The organism is Streptomyces vulcanius (assembly GCF_042653945.1).
GTDB classification, from domain to species: Bacteria; Actinomycetota; Actinomycetes; order Streptomycetales; family Streptomycetaceae; genus Streptomyces; species Streptomyces mangrovi.
This window is the reverse complement of sequence record NZ_JBHSFK010000016.1, coordinates 206,504-222,499: the sequence shown is the minus strand read 5'-3', so window position 1 is coordinate 222,499 and position 15,996 is coordinate 206,504. Positions and strand designations below refer to the sequence as shown.

Sequence of the window (15,996 nt, the reverse complement as noted above, 5' to 3'; positions counted from 1 at the left end):
CGATAGTCATTCTTCCCCTCCCCCGGCGTCGAATGAAACACGTCCACGACATACGAACCAGGTTCCTTTGTGTTGTGGAACCAGGTTCGTTTGTCGGGGATTTCCGGGCTTTCCTTGACAGCCGGCATTTTCCACTCACAGAATGCGGCATCCGAGACGGGAGGTCAGCCGTGCGGCTCAGATGGTCCCTCAGAACCGGTCCGACATCGCTCGCCGTGGTGCTGAGTCTGGCGCTCACCGCCTGCCAGGACAGCGGTTCCGCGAGTTCGGGCAGCGGCTCGATGATGATCAATTACGCATCCGGAAAAACCGTGCTGCAGCGCAACTTCAATCCGCTGACCAGCACCGGGGACGCTTCTCCGGGAACCAGGATCTATATGTACCAGTCGCTCATGGGGGTGGATGTCCTCAAGGGCGGCGAATTCGAACCGTGGCTCGCCTCCGGGCAGAAACTGTCGCCGGACGGCCGTACGCTGACCGTTGACGTCGACAAGAAAGCCACCTGGAGCGACGGTAAACCGGTCACCGCAAAGGATGTGGTGTTCACCTTCCAACTGGTGAAGAAGAACCCGGCGCTCAACTCGTCCGGCGTGACGTTCGCGTCGGTGGTCGCGCAGGGCGAGAAGACGGTCGTCTTCCATTTCGACAAACCCGCCTTCACCCAGGTCGCGTCGATTCTCCAGCAGTACATCGTTCCGGAGAAGTACTGGACGGGAAAGAACCCGCTCACCTTCACCAACCCCGATCCCGTGGCCAGTGGCCCGTACACACTGAAGCGGTTCGACCCGCAGCAGATCTCGCTGGCGCTGCGCGGCGACTACTGGCGCAGCAAGATCCAGGTCAAGCAGATCCGGCTGCCCGTGGTGAACTCCGTCACCGAGATCTCCCAGCTGACCAGCGGCCAGGAGGACCTGAGCGGCGGCGCCATACCCAATCTGGAGAAGCAGTACGTCGACAAGGACCCGGCGAAGAACGGCTACTTCTATCCGACGTACGGAGCGCTGGTCCTGGTCTTCAACCACGACCGGGGCCCGCTGAAGGACGTCCATGTCCGTAAGGCGGTCGAGCTGGCGATCGACCGCAAACAGCTCATCCAACTCGTCACCCAGCTCGGCGCCGACCCGATCAGCCAGACCGGCCTGGACGCCACGACACAGGGCAAGTGGCTCGACCCCGCGTACAAGGAGGCCGTCCAGACCGATCTCGCGGCTGCCAAGTCCCAGCTCCAGCAGGCCGGTTACACCCTGAGCGGCGGAAAGGCGGTCAAGGACGGCAAGCAGCTCACGCTCGACTACATCGAGGTCGCCGAGTTCGCGGACTCCGTGCAGCGGGCCCGGATCATCGCCGACCAGCTCGGCAAGATCGGCATCAAGGTGAATGTGCAGCCCCTTGCCAGCGGCACCTACACCGACACCCGGGCCAAGGGCGACTTCGACCTCGCCGCGTACGGACTCGCGTACGGCGCCGTGCCGTGGCAGGTCTACAACCCGCTGCTGAACAGCGAGTTCGCCGGCACGCCGAACGGCGGCAAGGCGCAGACCAACAACTATCTGCGCTGGCGCGACAAGACCACCGACGACCTGCTGAACCAGCTCGCGAACACCGGCGACGAGCAGACGCAGATCGGCCTCACCCGGAGGCTGGAGAAGATCATCGTCGACCAGGTGCCGTACGTGACGCTGTCGAACATCACCGCCGGCTGCGCGTGGAGCGCCCGCAACTGGACCGGATTCCCCAGCGAGAACAACCCCTACGACATCTGCGCGCCGTGGAACGGCGGGCCTGCGTTCGAGAACGTGCTCGCCCGGCTGAAGCCGGTGAAGTGATGGCCACGCCCAAGGAGCCCGCCCGATGACGGCGACGACGCTTCCGCTCGGCGAGGCAGGGGCAGGCGCAGGGGCAGGGCCGTCGGCGGCCGCGGACGGCCCCGCGCGCGGTCGCCGTCGCGGCGGCCGGGCCCGGGTCCTGCTGCGCCGCCTCGGCTTCTACCTCGGGACCGCCGCCGTGGCCATCACCCTGAACTTCGTCATCCCCCGGCTCATGCCGGGGGATCCGGCCTCCGTCATCCTGAACAAGCTGTCCCAGCGCGCGCAGGTCACCCCGGCGACCGAGAAGTCCATCAGGGCGTTGTTCGGCGTCCCCGACCAGAACCTGTGGCAGCAGTACCTGCACTACCTCTCCCAGCTCGCCCACCTCGACTTCGGGGTCTCCACCGCGTACTTCCCGCAGCCGGTGAGCGAGTTGATCGCGCAGGGCCTGCCGTGGACGCTGGGCCTGGTCAGCCTGACCACCGTCCTGGCGTTCCTGCTCGGCACCGGACTCGGCATCGTCTCCGGCGCCCGGCCAGGCAGCCGCCTGGACAGCGTGCTGGCACCGCTCGCGACCTTCCTCGGCTCGATGCCGTACTTCTGGGTCGCCACCATGCTGCTTCTGCTGCTGTCGGTGAACCTGCCGGTCTTTCCCTCGCAGAACGGCTACGACCTCAACCTCGAACCAGGGTTCAGCCTCGCGTTCGTCACCAGCGTGATCGCGCACGGTTTCCTGCCCGCCGCGACCATCATCATCTCCTCGGTCGGCGGCTGGCTGCTCGGCATGCGCAACATGATGATCACCACCGTGGCCGAGGACTACGTCAGCCTCGCCGAGGCCAAGGGACTCGGCCGCGGGCGGATCCTGCTGGCGTACGCCGCCCGCAACGCCATGCTGCCGCAGGTGGCGGGGCTGGCCATCTCGATCGGCACGGTCGTCGGCGGTTCGCTGCTCGCCGAGGCGGTCTTCGCCTATCCCGGCATCGGCTACCTCTTCTACCAGGCCGTGGTGAACCTCGACTATCCGCTGATGCAGGCGCTGTTCCTGATCATCTCGCTGTCCGTGCTCGTGGCCAACTTCATCGCCGACTCCGTCTACGTCCTGCTCGACCCGCGCACCCGGGAGGACGCATGACGCTCACCGCTCCGATCACTCCCACCGCCGGCCGGCTGACCTGGCGCACCGCGCTGCGCAAGCTGGTCCCCGCCAACCGCAAGGCCCGCGTCGGGCTCGCGATCATCGGCGTGTACGTCCTCGTAGCCGCCGTCGGCCCGTGGATCGTGCAGTCGCTCATGGGCCTCTCCCCGACGGAACTCACCGGCGCCGTGCTCCAACCCCCTTCCTCCGCCCACCCGTTGGGCACCACCCAGGACGGCACCGACGTCCTCGCCCAGCTCGTCGTCGGCACCCGGACGTCCCTGCTCGTGGGCGCGCTGGCGGCCGTCGTCTCCACCACGCTGTCGGTGGCCGTCGGACTGATCGGCGGCTACTACGGCGGCACGGTCGACTCCGTGCTCGGCGCGCTCACCAACGCCTTCCTCGTCCTGCCCGGGCTGCCGCTGGTCATCATCCTCGCCGGGTATCTGCGGGGGCGGGGCGGGCCCTTCGCGGTGGCGCTGGTCATCGGACTGACCGGCTGGGCCTGGGGAGCCCGCTCCAAGCGCGTGCAGACCCTGTCGCTGCGGGGCCGGGACTTCGTCGTGGGCGCCCGGCTGCTCGGTGAGAGCAATCTGCGGATCATGCTCGTGGAGGTGCTGCCCAATCTCCTGCCGGTGATCTCGGCGACGCTGATGCTCTCGCTCGTCACCTCCATCCTCGCCGTCTCCGGCCTGGACTTCCTGGGCATCGGCGACATCAACGCCGTCAGCTGGGGCACCATGCTCTACTTCGCGCAGCAGCGGCAGGCGATGGTCTCCGGTGCGTGGTGGTGGTTCGTGCCACCCGGGATCGCCATCACCGTGCTCGGCGCCGCCGCCGGGCTCGTCAACTTCGGCATCGACGAACTGACCAATCCACGGCTGCGCGGCGCCCGCCGCAAGGGGGCACAGTGAACCTGTTGCTCGACGTGAAAGACCTCAGTGTCGACTACGGCACGGAGAGCGAACCCCTCCCGGCCGTGTCCCAGGTCTCCCTGGAACTGCACCGCGGCGAGATCCTCGGCATCGCCGGTGAGAGCGGCAGCGGCAAGACGACTCTGATCAACGCCCTGCTACGGCTGCTGCGCCCACCCGCGGTCGTCCGCTCGGGCAGCGCCATCCTCCACCCGAGCTCCGGTGACCCCGTCGACCTCCTCCACGCCGAGCCACGCGCACTGCGCAGGACCCGGTGGGAGAACACCGCCGTCGTCTTCCAGAGCGCCATGAACGCCCTCAACCCGGTGTCCAGGCTGAGCGCCCAGTTCACCGACGTCCTGCGCGCGCACCGCCGTATACCCAGATCCCAGGCCCGCGAGCGCGCCGCGCACATGCTCCGGCTGGTCGGCATCCCCGACGGCCGGCTGGACAGCTATCCGCACGAGCTCTCCGGCGGAATGCGGCAGCGGGCCACCATCGCCCTCGCCCTGGTCTGCGAGCCCGACCTCTTGGTGATGGACGAGCCCACGACGGCCGTGGACGTCGTCATGCAGCGCCAGATTCTCCGCCAAGTGATCCGGCTTCAGCAGGAGTTGGGGTTCTCCGTCGTCTTCATCACGCACGATCTGTCACTGCTCCTCGAGATCGCCGACCGGATCGCGGTGATGTACGGCGGACGGATCGTGGAGAGCGGACCGGCCGGCGAGCTGTACCGGGATCCGAGACATCCGTACACGCGCGGGCTGCGGGACTCGTTCCCGCCGTTGCGTGGGCCGATGCGTCGGCTGAACGGCATCCCCGGCAACCCTCCCGACCTGCGCGGCCTCCCGCCGGGGTGTCCTTTCGAACCGCGGTGTCCGCATGTGACACCCGAGTGCGGGGTGGCACCTCCCGAGTTGGCCGAGCACGGCCCCGGCCGCTCGGTGGCCTGTGTCCACGCCGACGATCTGCCCGCGCCGACAGCTGGAGGGCGAGCATGACCGACGAGCACGACCCGGCGGGTACGGCCGTGGAACCGGCCCCCGTCCTGGAAGCCGTGGACGTCACCGTCCACTACCCGGTGCACCGCTCACGTGGCGAGACCGTGCACGCGCTGGAGAACGCCTCCCTGAGTCTGCGACCCGGCCGCACCGTGGCCCTGGTCGGCGAGAGCGGCAGCGGCAAGTCCACCTTCGCGCGGACACTCGCCCTCGCCCAGGAGCCCACCGGCGGCAGCGTCCTGCTGTACGGGAAACCGGCCTCGGCGCGCGGCCGACGGGCCCGCCGCGCCTACGCCAGCCGGGTCCAGATGGTGCTCCAGGACCCGTTCGGCTCACTCAACCCCCTGCACCGCGTGCGGTATCTGCTGGAACGGCCGCTGCGGCTGCACGCCTCCGTCACGGACCGTGACGACCTGGAGCGGCGACTGCGGGGCCTGCTGGAACGCGTACGGCTCACCCCGCCCGAGCGTTTCCTGGACGCCTTCCCCCACGAGCTCTCCGGCGGCCAGCGGCAGCGCGTCGCGATCGCCCGCGCGCTCGCCGTCGAACCCGAGGTGCTGCTCGGCGACGAACTGGTGAGCATGCTGGACGTCTCCATCCGGCTGGAGATCCTCAACCTCCTCGCCACCCTGCGCGACGAGGAGCACCTGGCCATGCTCTACATCACCCACGACATCGCCGGCGCCCGGTACTTCGCCGACGAGATCGCGGTGATGTACGCGGGGGAGATCGTCGAGTACGGCACGGCGGAGGACGTCACCCAGGCCCCGGCCCATCCGTACACCCGGCTGCTGCTGGACTCGACGCCTGATCCCGACCGGATGGAGTTCCTGGCCGGACGGACGAACCGTGGTGACGGCATGGCGCCGGACACCGCCGAGGACGACTACGGGGAGCCCCCGGACCTGGTCCACCCCCCGTCCGGCTGCCGCTTCCACCCCCGCTGTCCCCTCGCCCGGCCCGCGTGCGGCACGGAGCCACCACCACGCGTCGACATGACGGAGCGTCACTGGGCGCGCTGTGTACTGCTGTTGGAGCCGGACGAGGACGCCTACGACCACACGACGACTCCGGAGTTGACCCCGTGAGCGCACTGCCCGGTGATCTGGTCGAGGCCGCGAACCGCTGCCTCGTCCTCGGATTCGACGGCACGACCCTCCCCGGCGAGCTGAAACGGCTGGCCGACACCGGGCTCGGCGGCGTCATCCTGCATACCCGCAACGTCGCCGGGCAAGCCCAACTGCGTGCGCTCACGGACGAGTTGCGCACCTCGCGGCCCGGCTTGCTGGTCACCGTCGACCAGGAGGGCGGCGGCATCAGCCATCTGGCCCGGGCCGGGGCGCCGGAGACCCCGGGGGCCTGGGCGCTCGGCGTCGCCGACGACACCGCGCTGACCGCCGCCGTCGCGAACGCACTCGCCCGGCACCTGGCCGAGTGCGGAGTGGCCGTGAGCTTCGCCCCGGTGGCCGACGTGCACCGGGTCTCCGCCAATCCCATCGTGCGCACCCGCGCCTTCGGCGCCGACCCCGGCCACGCGGCCCGGCACGTCACCGCCTGGATCGAGGCCACGCTGGCCGCCGGCGTCGCTCCGTGCGTCAAACACTTCCCGGGGCACGGCTCGACCGCCGTGGACAGCCACCTGAGCGCCGCGCTCGACACCAGGGAGGAGCGAGTCCTGCGCGAGATCGATCTGGTGCCCTTCCGGGCCGCCGTCGCGGCGGGCGTCCCGCTCGTCATGACGGCGCACGTCGTCTACCCGGCGCTCGACGCCGCCGCCCCCGCCACCCTCAGCCGCCGTGTCCTCACCGGCCTCCTGCGAAGCGAACTCGGTTTCCAGGGCGTCATCGTGACCGATGCGCTGGAGATGAAGGCGATCGCCGACGGGGTGGGCGAGGCGGCCGGCGCCGTCGCGGCGATCGCCGCCGGAGCCGACCAGGTCATCATCGCGCGCCCGGATCCTCGGCTCTGGCTGCGCTGCCGGGACGCCCTGCTCGACGCGATGGTGTGCGGAGCGCTCGACCCCGCCCGGGTGGTCGACGCCGCCCGCCGCGTCGACGCCCTGGCCGAACGGTTCGCGCGGCCACCTGCCACCGGCCACCGGCCCGGTTCCGGTAACGTCGGGCTGCTCGCCGCCCGTCGGGCCGTCCGGTGGAAGCCGCTGCCCGGTCCCGTCCTCGATCCCTTCGTCGTCGACCTCCACCGCCCCCCGCACCCCGCGCTGGAATGGGCCCGCACCGACCTCGTCACACTCCTGCGCGAGGCCATGCCCGGTACCGACGGCGTCGTGGCCACCCAGGGCCCTGTGGACGTGGCCGGCATCCTGCGGCGCGCCCAGGGGCGACCGCTGCTGATCGCCACCGAGGACGCGGACCTGCATCCATGGCAGGCCGCGGCCCGCACCGCCCTGCTCACCGGCCGCCCCGACGCGCTCCTCGTCGCCACCGGCATGCCGGACGCGGAGACGGAGGCGGCGGACGGGCTGTGCGCGTACGGGCGGGGCCGGGCCAACCTGAGAGCCGTGGCCGAGGCGTTGCTCTGACCGGACCGCGGCCCGGGCTCACCTGGCTTCGAGGGCGCGGCCTTCGGCGGGGGAACCGGTCAGGGCCGCGACGATCGCCAGGCGGTACAGCCCTGTCGGCCGCCCCTTCCGGTGGGTCTGGGCACATCCCTCGGAGGTGACCAGGCCGTGCGCGTGGAGTTTGCGGACCAGACGCCGGCCGCTGGGGTCGGTGATGGCCATGGCATCGGCCAGTTCGCTCGGTGTGACGGTGCGTCCGGCCACGTCGTGCTCGATCGCGGCCAGCCTGGACAACGTTGCCGGACTCAGCCCGACGGTGCGCGCGAGTTCCCGCATCCGGTCGCCCTGGTCGCGGCGGGGCCGGGCCGGCGGCTGTCCTCCCACCTGTCCCGCAGACTGCCCGCCCGGCCCGATCGGCCCGATGACCAGTCCGCTGTCCTCCATCAGATAGCCGCACGGCCGGTTCTCCGACTCCGCGCGGACGGCGGCCCGTTCGGCCAGCACCACCGAGGTGCGGGCCGATGGTCCGACGCCGAAGCCGGCTGCCACCCGCACACCCAGCGACTCCTGGGCCCGGTCCAGCACCGGAACGACGAGCCAGTCACGGCTGAGGCGCTCGAACAGTGTCCGGCGCCCGAGCACCACCACACCGCGCCGGCCGCGGTTCTCGATCCAGGCGTCGGTGAGTTCGGGCGTGGCCCGCAGCAGGTGCAGCAGGTCCATGCGGCTGCGCTCCGGGTCACCGGGGCAGCCGTGCCTGCTGACGCAGAAGACACCCGCGGCGAACCCGGCGGCGCCCGCCCGCTCGGACCGGATGCGCAGCAGCAGCTCGTGCAGTTCCGCGCGGATGCCGGACGGTGTGGGTGAGCCGTTCAGCACCCGCAGGGTGCCGCGCAGGTGCCGCAGCACCGCGGTGCGTGCGGTGATGACGTAACCGTCGCCGTCGTGGAGGGACCGCTGGTGGAAGGCGCAGATCTCGTCGACACTCTGGTCGTCGGCGTACGGCAGGCAGGTGACACGGGTGCGGTCGAGGTGCAGCGCCTCCGTCACCTCGGAGACCACCTCGTGCTCGAAGGTGTCGATGCTGACCGGAACCGCCTGCCAGCCGCGGGCCTGCGCCTGGGCCAACGCGAGCGCCAGGTCGAGGGCGGAGTTGCGGGTGACCGCGATGGGGAGGGTGTGGTCGAGGAGGTCGCGGCAGGCGCGATACGGAACGGCACCCACCAGCAGTCCGTCCAGGGCATGCCCGTCGACAAGGCTCTGGACGCGGGGACGGATTTCCCGCTCGTGCCCGTAGGTGACCCACTTCAGCGAGATTCCGGACAGCGGCTCGACGGCCTCCTCGAAGACCCCGCGGCGGCTTGCGTGGACGACGAGGCCGATGCACAGACTCACGACGCGCCCACGACCGTGACGGCGATCGGGTAGCTGCCGACCCGGATGGGCGGGCCCGTCTCGCCGTCGGCGGTCAGGATCGGTACGACGGTGCCGTCGGCGCCCACCGCGGCGTACGCCACCGTCCCGTCGGGGGTGTAGGCGATCTGGGTGGGCTGGAGACCGAGCAGGACGCTGCTGCGGACCTTGCCGGTCGCCAGGTCGACGAAGGCCGCGGTGTAGGTGTCGTTCACGCCCACAGCGAGGGTCTTGCCGTCCGGGCTCACGGTCAGGCCGAAGGGCGCGCCGCCGACGTCGATCGGGGTGCCCGGGGTCCGGGTGGCGGTGTCGATGGGCAGCACGGTCCTCGCCGTCTGCTGACCCACGTACACCGTGCCGCCGTCCCGGTCGATCGCGATGCCGAAGGGGCTGTTCGGCACCGGCACGGCGGTGCCCGCCGTGCGGGAGGCGGTGTCCACGGGGACGACCTGGTTGCCGGTGCGGCAGGCGACCCACAGGGTGGTGCCGTCGGGGCTCATGGCCAGGTTCTCCGGCCCGGCGCCGACGGGAATCTCCGGGCCCGCCGTCAGGGTGGTGAGGTCGACCGGTTGCACGGCGTTGTCGCTGTACGCGGAGACCCACAGGGTCGTGCCGTCCGGCGACAGCGCCAGGCCCGCCGGGGTGGTGCCGACCGGCACCGTGGCGGTGACCTCGCGCGTGGCGGTGTCGATGACGCTGACCGACGCCGAGCCCTGGTTCGCGACGTACAGGGTCGTGCCCGAGGGGTCGGCGACGATCGTGCCGGGCAGCTTGCCGACCGTGACGGCGTCCTGCGCGGTGCCGGTGGCCAGGTCGATCGGGGTGACCGTGCCCGAGACGAAGTCGGCGTCGTACGCGGTGGCTCCCTTCAGGCTCGCCGCCGTGGTCATCGCGGAGCCGGTGGCGCCCGTGTCGCCGCCTTCCGCGACGGCGACGGCGCGCAGTTGCGCGAAGCCGGTGGCGGCGTCGGCCGGGGCCGTCACGGCCCACTTCAGCGTGGCGGTGGCACCCGCGTCCAGCCTGGCCGGTGCCGTGCCCCGGGGCTGTGTCGTCCAACCGTCGGGAGTGTCGAGCGACACCTTCGACAGGGTCACCGGGCGGCTGCCGTGGTTGGTGAGCGACACGGTGGCGTCGGTCCGGCCGCCCGCGGGGACGACCGGGTCGTCGATCGTCAGGGCGCCCGTCACCTGCGAGGCGGCCGCTGCCACCGTCCACCGCTGGTCCTTCGCGCCCGTGTCGTAACGCTGCACGAGCGCCGTGCCCGCTCCGCCCGAGGGTGCGGTCAGCACTCGTCCGCTGAGGCCGGAGCGGAGCACCAGCCCGCGGGCCGTCGGTTCGGCGAGCCACTTCTGGGCGTCCGAGTCGGCCGCGCAGTCCGCCGTGACGATGCGCGCGTCGTCCGCGTACGACTGGCCGGCGACCTCGGCGCAGCGTCCGTCCGCCTGCGAGCGCAGGGTGTACACGCCGTCGGAGTCCTGCTGCAGCAGCCAGCCTCCGGCCGTGTCCGGGGTGGCCGCGGTGACGAGCGAGCCGGTGCGGTCCTCGGCCCCTGCGGCGACGGCGTACGCGGCGTCGCCCGCCCGCAGGGTGTAGACGCGGTCCGCCGCGAGGGCGCCCGTGGTCGGGTAGCCGGGTGCGTGGCCGATCGCCTGCTCGACGGGCTGGAAGTCCGCGTACGAGGAGACGAGCGGGCTGCCTCCCCAGTTCTTCTGCGCGAGTGCGCGGAGCGGGCCGAACATGCCCTGTTCGACGGCGTGTTGGCTGTCGCCGTAGGCGGCGGGCCATACGCCCATGGCGGCGCCCAGGAGGTGGGGGTCGTCGGCGGGAAGGGTGAGGCCACCGCTGAAGAGGGAGGGGGTGAACGTCTCGTAGATCCACTGGGCGTTCGGCGGACCGCCGCTGGCGTAGTAGAGGGAGTCGGAGACGTTGACGAGGTCGTTGCCGTTCGCGGCGATCTCGGCGGGGGTCGTCCGGCCGTCCTGGTGGATCCAGTAGTCGACGACGACGCCCGGGTCGAGCCTGGTGGGCAGCCCCTCGTAGAGCTGGTCGTTCCAGACGTGCAGGGTACGGCCCCTGCTCGCAACGTAGTCGTGGATCCGGTTCTGCCACAGCACCCAGGAGTCGGCGGCCGGCGCGTCGGAACCGGCTTGCTCGCGGGCCCACTTCACCAGCGAGGGGTACTGCTCGTAGGCGGCCGCGGTGCTCAGGTACTCGTCGCCGCCGCCGTACCACTCGCTGCCCGGGAACTGCGGCATCTGCTCGTCGAGGAGGGACTTGGCGTACGGCAGCGCCTTCGGGTCCGCCATGTCCAGGTTGGACGGGTTGGCGGTGCCGGAGGCGTCGGCGGCCCGCAGCCCGGGGTGGGCGGCGAGGTAGTAGTCCATGTGGCCCGGTGTGCCGACCTGTTGGACGACCTGCACGTGGTACCGCTTGCCGGCGCTGACGATCTGGCGCACCTGCGCGGGCGAGTACACCGGGCCGGTGGCGGAGTTGTTCTCGGGGTGCGCCGTACTGGCGATCCGCATTTCCAGGTGCAGTTGGTTGTACTTCAGGTACGACATGTCCTTGATGAGCCGGACCAGCCAGGGCACCGAGAAGAACTTGCTGCAGTTGCACAGGGAGATGCCGCGGTACGGATAGTCCGGCCAGTCCTTCGCCTGGCCGGCCGGGAGGGTGCGGTTCTGCGTGAGCATCTGCAGCACGGAGCGAGTACCCCAGAACACGCCGGTGTCGGTCGCGCCGCTGATCACGGTGGTGGAGGCGACGGCCAGACGGTAGCCCTCGGCCTTGGGCCGCACGGCCGGATCGGTGCGCAGGACGACGTCGTGCGGGCGGGGGTGCCCCTTGGCGACGTCGACCTCGCGGCCGAGCAGGTCACCGAGGTCGGTGGCGAGGGTGCGGGCGGTGGCGGCGAGTTGGGGACTGTCGGTCACCACCCGGGTCGAGGCGTCGGCGGTGAAGGATCCGGCGCCGCCGGCCGAGGTGGTCCACTGCTTCAGCGCGGGGATCGTCCAGGGTCTGCCGGCACCCGCCGCCACCGCGGGTGGCACGGCTGACAACACGCCTAGTACCAGCCCCGACGCGACGAGCAGTGGCAGCAGGACACGGCGGATCGTGCTCATGCGGAACTCCTGCCCAAGGGTGACCTCTGGATCTCCGACTGGCGCACTGATGATAGAAGCCACCCATTCCCGAGAACAAGATGAATCGTTGAACCAGGAGAAGTCAGTGGTGCATGAGCAGCATGACGGCCGTTCCCAGGGCCATCGACCCGTGCCAGAAGCGGGTGCAGGGCCCCTCGATGCTGGTGGAGACGTCCACCGCGCCCGAAGTGCCGTGCAGCGTGGGCATGTCCAGGGTCAGCGTCCGAAGGGCGCACGCGAGAAGGTACAGCGCCAGCACTCCGGTGACGACGTCTTCGGTCCTCGACCCCATGGCGTGGTCGAGATGTACGGCCTGGTACGACGGGCCCGTCGTCAGGTGCGTCATCCAGGCCATCGCGGCCATGCCGGCCGAGTAGGGCAGCGTCCGCGCGATGTCGGTCAGCCCGGACTTCCGGCGGCCGATGACAGCGGTCAGCGGGAACCACAGTGCGGCGGCGGCGAAGAAGGCCGTCTCCGCCCCCGCCGGTCTGCCGTCCCAGCGCCACGGCATCACCGCCATGGAGAGGGCCATGGCGGTGTGCAGGAGATGGTCGACGCGGCTGCGCCATCCGGAACCCGGTGGCAGGATCGCATACCGCAGCGCCAGGACGGCCGCGACCGCGAACAGCGCGGTCAGCATGCAGTACACGGCATCAGCGGCGCTCACGCCTCATCAGCCGGTGGGCCGCGGGGCGCGCAGGTGCGCGCGCTTCTCCAACTCCTCCTCGTCGACCAGCGTGAGCATCGGCTGACCCGGCGCGCACAGCATGGTCACGACGAACCGGGTCCGCGCATCCGGCAGGGCGTTGCCGTCCTGGTAGTGGATCAGGTCACCGCCCGGCTCCCAGAACGTCCCGCCGGCCTCGATCACGCGCTCGGGCTCGCCCTCGAGCTCGAACCGGACCGCGCCCTCGATGACGTACCCGAAGGCCGGCCCCGAGTGCCGGTGCGGCGGGGTTCCCGGGTCTCCGGGCTCCCAGTCGACATAGAGGGTCATCCCCGAGGCACCCTCGGGGACGGTGACCGGTGCGGTGTCCTGCAACATCTTCGCCGCGGTCTTCCACCCCTCCGACACACCCTGCCCGCCGGTCCCGTTCACTGAGTCCTTGTTCGACACGATGGTGCACCTCCACAGATCCACGGCGCCATGTCTGCCATGGCCGTTTGCCAGTGATGACCGGATCCGGGGTGAATCCGTGACACCACGGACTGCATCGGTGTCACAACATCGGCACGAGCCCTGTCCTAGATGTTGTGAGCGACAGGAAGGCTGTCATGAGTGATTCGGCAGGGCCCGCCGAGGCCGCTTCGACGAGTGAGCTGGACCAGCTGCCCGACCAGGACATCGAGGAGACCGCCGAGTGGCAGGCGTCGCTCGACGCCGTCGTCAGGAACGCGGGTCCGGACCGGGCGGCGTACCTGCTGCGACGCGTGCACGAGTACGCGGGCAGGTCCGGCATAGGCCTGCCGGGGCTGCTGTCCTCCGACTACATCAACACGATCCCGGCGTCGGCGCAGCCCGCCTTTCCCGGCGATGTCGCGATGGAGTCCAGGATCACCGCGCTGAACCGGTGGAACGCGGCGGTGATGGTGACCCGCGGCTCCCGCTTCGGGCTCGGCGGCCACATAGCCACCTACGCCTCGGCGGCCTGGCTCTACGAAATCGGGTTCCAACACTTCTTCAGGGGCAAGGACGGTGGGGGCACCTCCCGCTCGAGCGGAGCCGAGAGTGGGGGAGGCTCCGGCGACCAGCTGTATGTGCAAGGGCATGCCTCGCCGGGTGTCTACGCCCGCGCCTTCCTGGAAGGGCGCCTGAACGAGGGGCAGTTGGACGGGTTCCGGCGGGAGGCCGCCGGTCACGGACTGCCGTCCTACCCCCACCCCAGGCGCCTGCCGTGGCTGTGGGAGTTCCCGACCGTCTCCATGGGGCTCAGCCCGCTCGCCGCCATCTACCAGGCCCGGTTCAACCGCTACCTGCACGCCCGGGACATCAAGGACACCTCCGGGTCCCGTGTCTGGGCCTTCCTCGGGGACGGCGAGATGGACGAGCCCGAGTCGACGGCCGCGCTGGCGCTCGCCGCCCGTGAGCGTCTCGACAACCTCACCTTCGTCGTCAACTGCAACCTGCAGCGCCTGGACGGTCCCGTACGGCCGAACTCCAAGATCGTGCAGGAGCTCGAGGCCAGGTTCCGCGGGGCGGGCTGGAACGTGGTGAAGTCGCTCTGGGGCGAGGCCTGGGACTCCCTCCTGCGTCAGGACACGACCGGCGCCCTGGTCCACCGCCTCGGCGAGGTGCCCGACGCCCAGATGCAGACGTACGCCGCCCGGGACGCCGCCTACATACGCAAGAACTTCTTCACCGGCGACGCGCTCTCCGGCATCGCCGCCGGGCTGAGCGACGACCGGCTCACCGATCTGTTCGCGAACTCGCGCGGCGGGCACGAACCCCTCAAGGTCTACGCCGCCTACAAGACGGCGGTCGAGCACCGGGGAGCGCCCACCGTCGTGCTCGCCCAGACGGTGAAGGGACACACGCTCGGGCCGGCCTTCGAGTCACGCAACGCCAACCATCAGATGAAGAAGCTGACCGTCGCGCAGTTCCGCGAGATGCGTGACCTGCTCGAACTCCCCATCCCCGACAGTGCGTTGAGTGGTGACCTGGTGCCGTACTGGCACCCCGGTGAGGACTCGGAGGAGGTGCGGTACCTGCACGACCGGCGTACCGCGCTGGGCGGCCCCGTCCCGGTGCGCAGGGTGGTGCCCAAGCCGCTGAAGCAGCCGCCGGACCGCCCCTTCGACACCCTGGAGAAGGGCTTCGGCAACCAGGAGGTGGCCACCACCATGGCTCTGGTCCGCCTGGTCAAGGAGCTGATGCGCGACAAGGAGACCGGACCGCGCTGGGTGCCGATCATTCCCGACGAAGCCCGCACGTTCGGCATGGAGTCCCTGTTCCCGACGGCCGGGATCTACTCGCCGGACGGCCAGACCTACGAGCCGGTCGACGCGGATCAGCTGCTGTACTACAGGGGGGCCAAGAACGGCCAGCTCATCGACGAGGGCATCACCGAGGCCGGTTCCCTGGCCGAGTTCACCGCCGCGGCGACCTCGTACGCCACGCACGGCGAACCCATGATCCCGTTCTACGTCTTCTACTCCATGTTCGGTTTCCAGCGCACCGGTGACCAGTTCTGGGCGCTCGCCGACCAGATGGGACGCGGGTTCGTCATCGGGGCGACGGCGGGCCGTACGACGATGACCGGCGAAGGGCTGCAGCACGCCGACGGGCACTCCCATCTGCTGGCGTCCACGAATCCGGCCGCCGTGTGCTACGACCCGGCCTTCGCGTACGAGATCGCGGTGATCGTCAGGGACGGGCTGCGCCGTATGTACGGCGACCGGCCCGAGGACGTCTTCTACTACCTGACGGTCTACAACGAACCCAAGCGGCAGCCGGCGATGCCCGCCGGGCCCTCGGTCGAGGAGGGAATCCTGCGGGGTGTCTACCGGTTCCGGCAGGCAGACCCCCTTGGCGCCGGACCGCGGATCCAGTTGCTGGCCTCCGGCACGGCCATCCACTGGGCGCTGAGGGCACAGGAGCTTCTGCTGTCCCAGTGGGGCGTCCACGCCGACATCTGGTCGGTGACGTCCTGGACAGAGCTGCGCCGCGACGCGCTGGAGGCCGACCGGGCGCGGCTGCGGGGCGAGGAGCGCGTCCCGTATGTGACGGCGGCGCTGGCGGACGCACCGGGGCCCGTCCTGGCGGTCAGCGACTGGATGCGACAGGTCCCCGACCAGATCAGCCAGTGGGTCGGGCACGACTACACGTCGCTGGGAACGGACGGCTTCGGGCTGTCGGACACCCGGGACGCCGTGCGGCGCTATTTCCGCGTGGACGCCGAGTCGATCGTCGTCGCCGCCCTGGACCGGCTGGCGCGCGCCGACGCGGTCAGCCCGGAGTCGGTCGCGCAGGCGCGCGAGTGGTACGGGTGGCGGGGGTGACCATGGGGGGCGTCACGGCAGGGGTGCTCGGCGGGGTTGTCACAGATCGCGGCGCTGTCCGG

Annotated in this window: 11 protein-coding genes; 7 read left to right on the top strand and 4 right to left on the bottom strand. The window is 70.6% G+C overall.

What is annotated here, in order from left to right:
* The first annotated feature begins 170 nt into the window (after positions 1 to 170).
* Genes ACFPIH_RS25165 through nagZ form a run of 6 tightly spaced genes read left to right on the top strand, consistent with a single transcriptional unit; the run spans position 171 to position 7,400 of the window.
* Complete coding sequence (locus ACFPIH_RS25165) at positions 171 to 1,826, top strand: ABC transporter substrate-binding protein (RefSeq protein WP_381168577.1); 1,656 nt, start codon at positions 171 to 173, stop codon at positions 1,824 to 1,826.
* A gap of 25 nt (positions 1,827 to 1,851) precedes the next feature.
* Entirely contained in the window at positions 1,852 to 2,943 is a 1,092-nt protein-coding gene (locus ACFPIH_RS25160; protein WP_381168579.1) for an ABC transporter permease, read from the top strand.
* Positions 2,940 to 3,860 (top strand): ABC transporter permease, encoded by a 921-nt coding sequence (locus ACFPIH_RS25155; protein WP_381168581.1) that lies wholly within the window; start codon positions 2,940 to 2,942, stop codon positions 3,858 to 3,860. Before ACFPIH_RS25160 ends, ACFPIH_RS25155 begins: the two co-directional genes overlap by 4 nt.
* The gene (locus tag ACFPIH_RS25150; RefSeq protein WP_381168583.1) at positions 3,857 to 4,861 is read left to right on the top strand and encodes an ABC transporter ATP-binding protein; all 1,005 of its coding nucleotides are present in this window, start codon (positions 3,857 to 3,859) and stop codon (positions 4,859 to 4,861) included. The genes ACFPIH_RS25155 and ACFPIH_RS25150 overlap by 4 nt, the downstream gene beginning before the upstream one ends.
* Positions 4,858 to 5,949, top strand: coding sequence for an ABC transporter ATP-binding protein (locus ACFPIH_RS25145; RefSeq protein ID WP_381168585.1), 1,092 nt, complete (start codon positions 4,858 to 4,860; stop codon positions 5,947 to 5,949). Before ACFPIH_RS25150 ends, ACFPIH_RS25145 begins: the two co-directional genes overlap by 4 nt.
* Entirely contained in the window at positions 5,946 to 7,400 is a 1,455-nt protein-coding gene (gene nagZ / locus ACFPIH_RS25140) for a beta-N-acetylhexosaminidase (protein ID WP_381168587.1), read from the top strand. The genes ACFPIH_RS25145 and nagZ overlap by 4 nt, the downstream gene beginning before the upstream one ends.
* A gap of 18 nt (positions 7,401 to 7,418) precedes the next feature.
* Here nagZ and ACFPIH_RS25135 read toward each other — a convergent pair whose 3' ends face one another.
* From ACFPIH_RS25135 to ACFPIH_RS25120, 4 genes are all read right to left on the bottom strand, one after another.
* Positions 7,419 to 8,774 (bottom strand): MarR family transcriptional regulator, encoded by a 1,356-nt coding sequence (locus ACFPIH_RS25135; protein WP_381168589.1) that lies wholly within the window; start codon positions 8,772 to 8,774, stop codon positions 7,419 to 7,421.
* Positions 8,771 to 11,914: a family 20 glycosylhydrolase gene (locus tag ACFPIH_RS25130; protein WP_381168591.1), complete on the bottom strand. Its 3,144-nt coding sequence runs from the start codon at positions 11,912 to 11,914 to the stop codon at positions 8,771 to 8,773. Before ACFPIH_RS25130 ends, ACFPIH_RS25135 begins: the two co-directional genes overlap by 4 nt.
* Before the next feature lie 103 nt (positions 11,915 to 12,017).
* Positions 12,018 to 12,602, bottom strand: coding sequence for a DUF5134 domain-containing protein (locus tag ACFPIH_RS25125; RefSeq protein ID WP_381168593.1), 585 nt, complete (start codon positions 12,600 to 12,602; stop codon positions 12,018 to 12,020).
* 6 nt (positions 12,603 to 12,608) lie between these two features.
* Entirely contained in the window at positions 12,609 to 12,980 is a 372-nt protein-coding gene (locus ACFPIH_RS25120) for a cupin domain-containing protein (RefSeq protein ID WP_381169185.1), read from the bottom strand.
* Between the two features lie 230 nt (positions 12,981 to 13,210).
* Here ACFPIH_RS25120 and aceE point away from each other — a divergent pair, with 230 nt between their 5' ends.
* A complete protein-coding gene (gene aceE, locus ACFPIH_RS25115) occupies positions 13,211 to 15,934 on the top strand; it encodes a pyruvate dehydrogenase (acetyl-transferring), homodimeric type (protein ID WP_381168595.1) in 2,724 nt (907 codons plus the stop codon).
* Positions 15,935 to 15,996 lie beyond the last annotated feature (62 nt).

Coding starts and splice junctions, on each gene's coding strand:
- ACFPIH_RS25160 (WP_381168579.1), top strand. CDS start 1,852: ATGACGGCGACGACGCTTCCGCTCGGCGAGGCAGGGGCAGGCGCAGGG.
- ACFPIH_RS25130 (WP_381168591.1), bottom strand. CDS start 11,914: ATGAGCACGATCCGCCGTGTCCTGCTGCCACTGCTCGTCGCGTCGGGG.
- ACFPIH_RS25145 (WP_381168585.1), top strand. CDS start 4,858: ATGACCGACGAGCACGACCCGGCGGGTACGGCCGTGGAACCGGCCCCC.
- ACFPIH_RS25120 (WP_381169185.1), bottom strand. CDS start 12,980: ATGTTGCAGGACACCGCACCGGTCACCGTCCCCGAGGGTGCCTCGGGG.
- ACFPIH_RS25155 (WP_381168581.1), top strand. CDS start 2,940: ATGACGCTCACCGCTCCGATCACTCCCACCGCCGGCCGGCTGACCTGG.
- aceE (WP_381168595.1), top strand. CDS start 13,211: ATGAGTGATTCGGCAGGGCCCGCCGAGGCCGCTTCGACGAGTGAGCTG.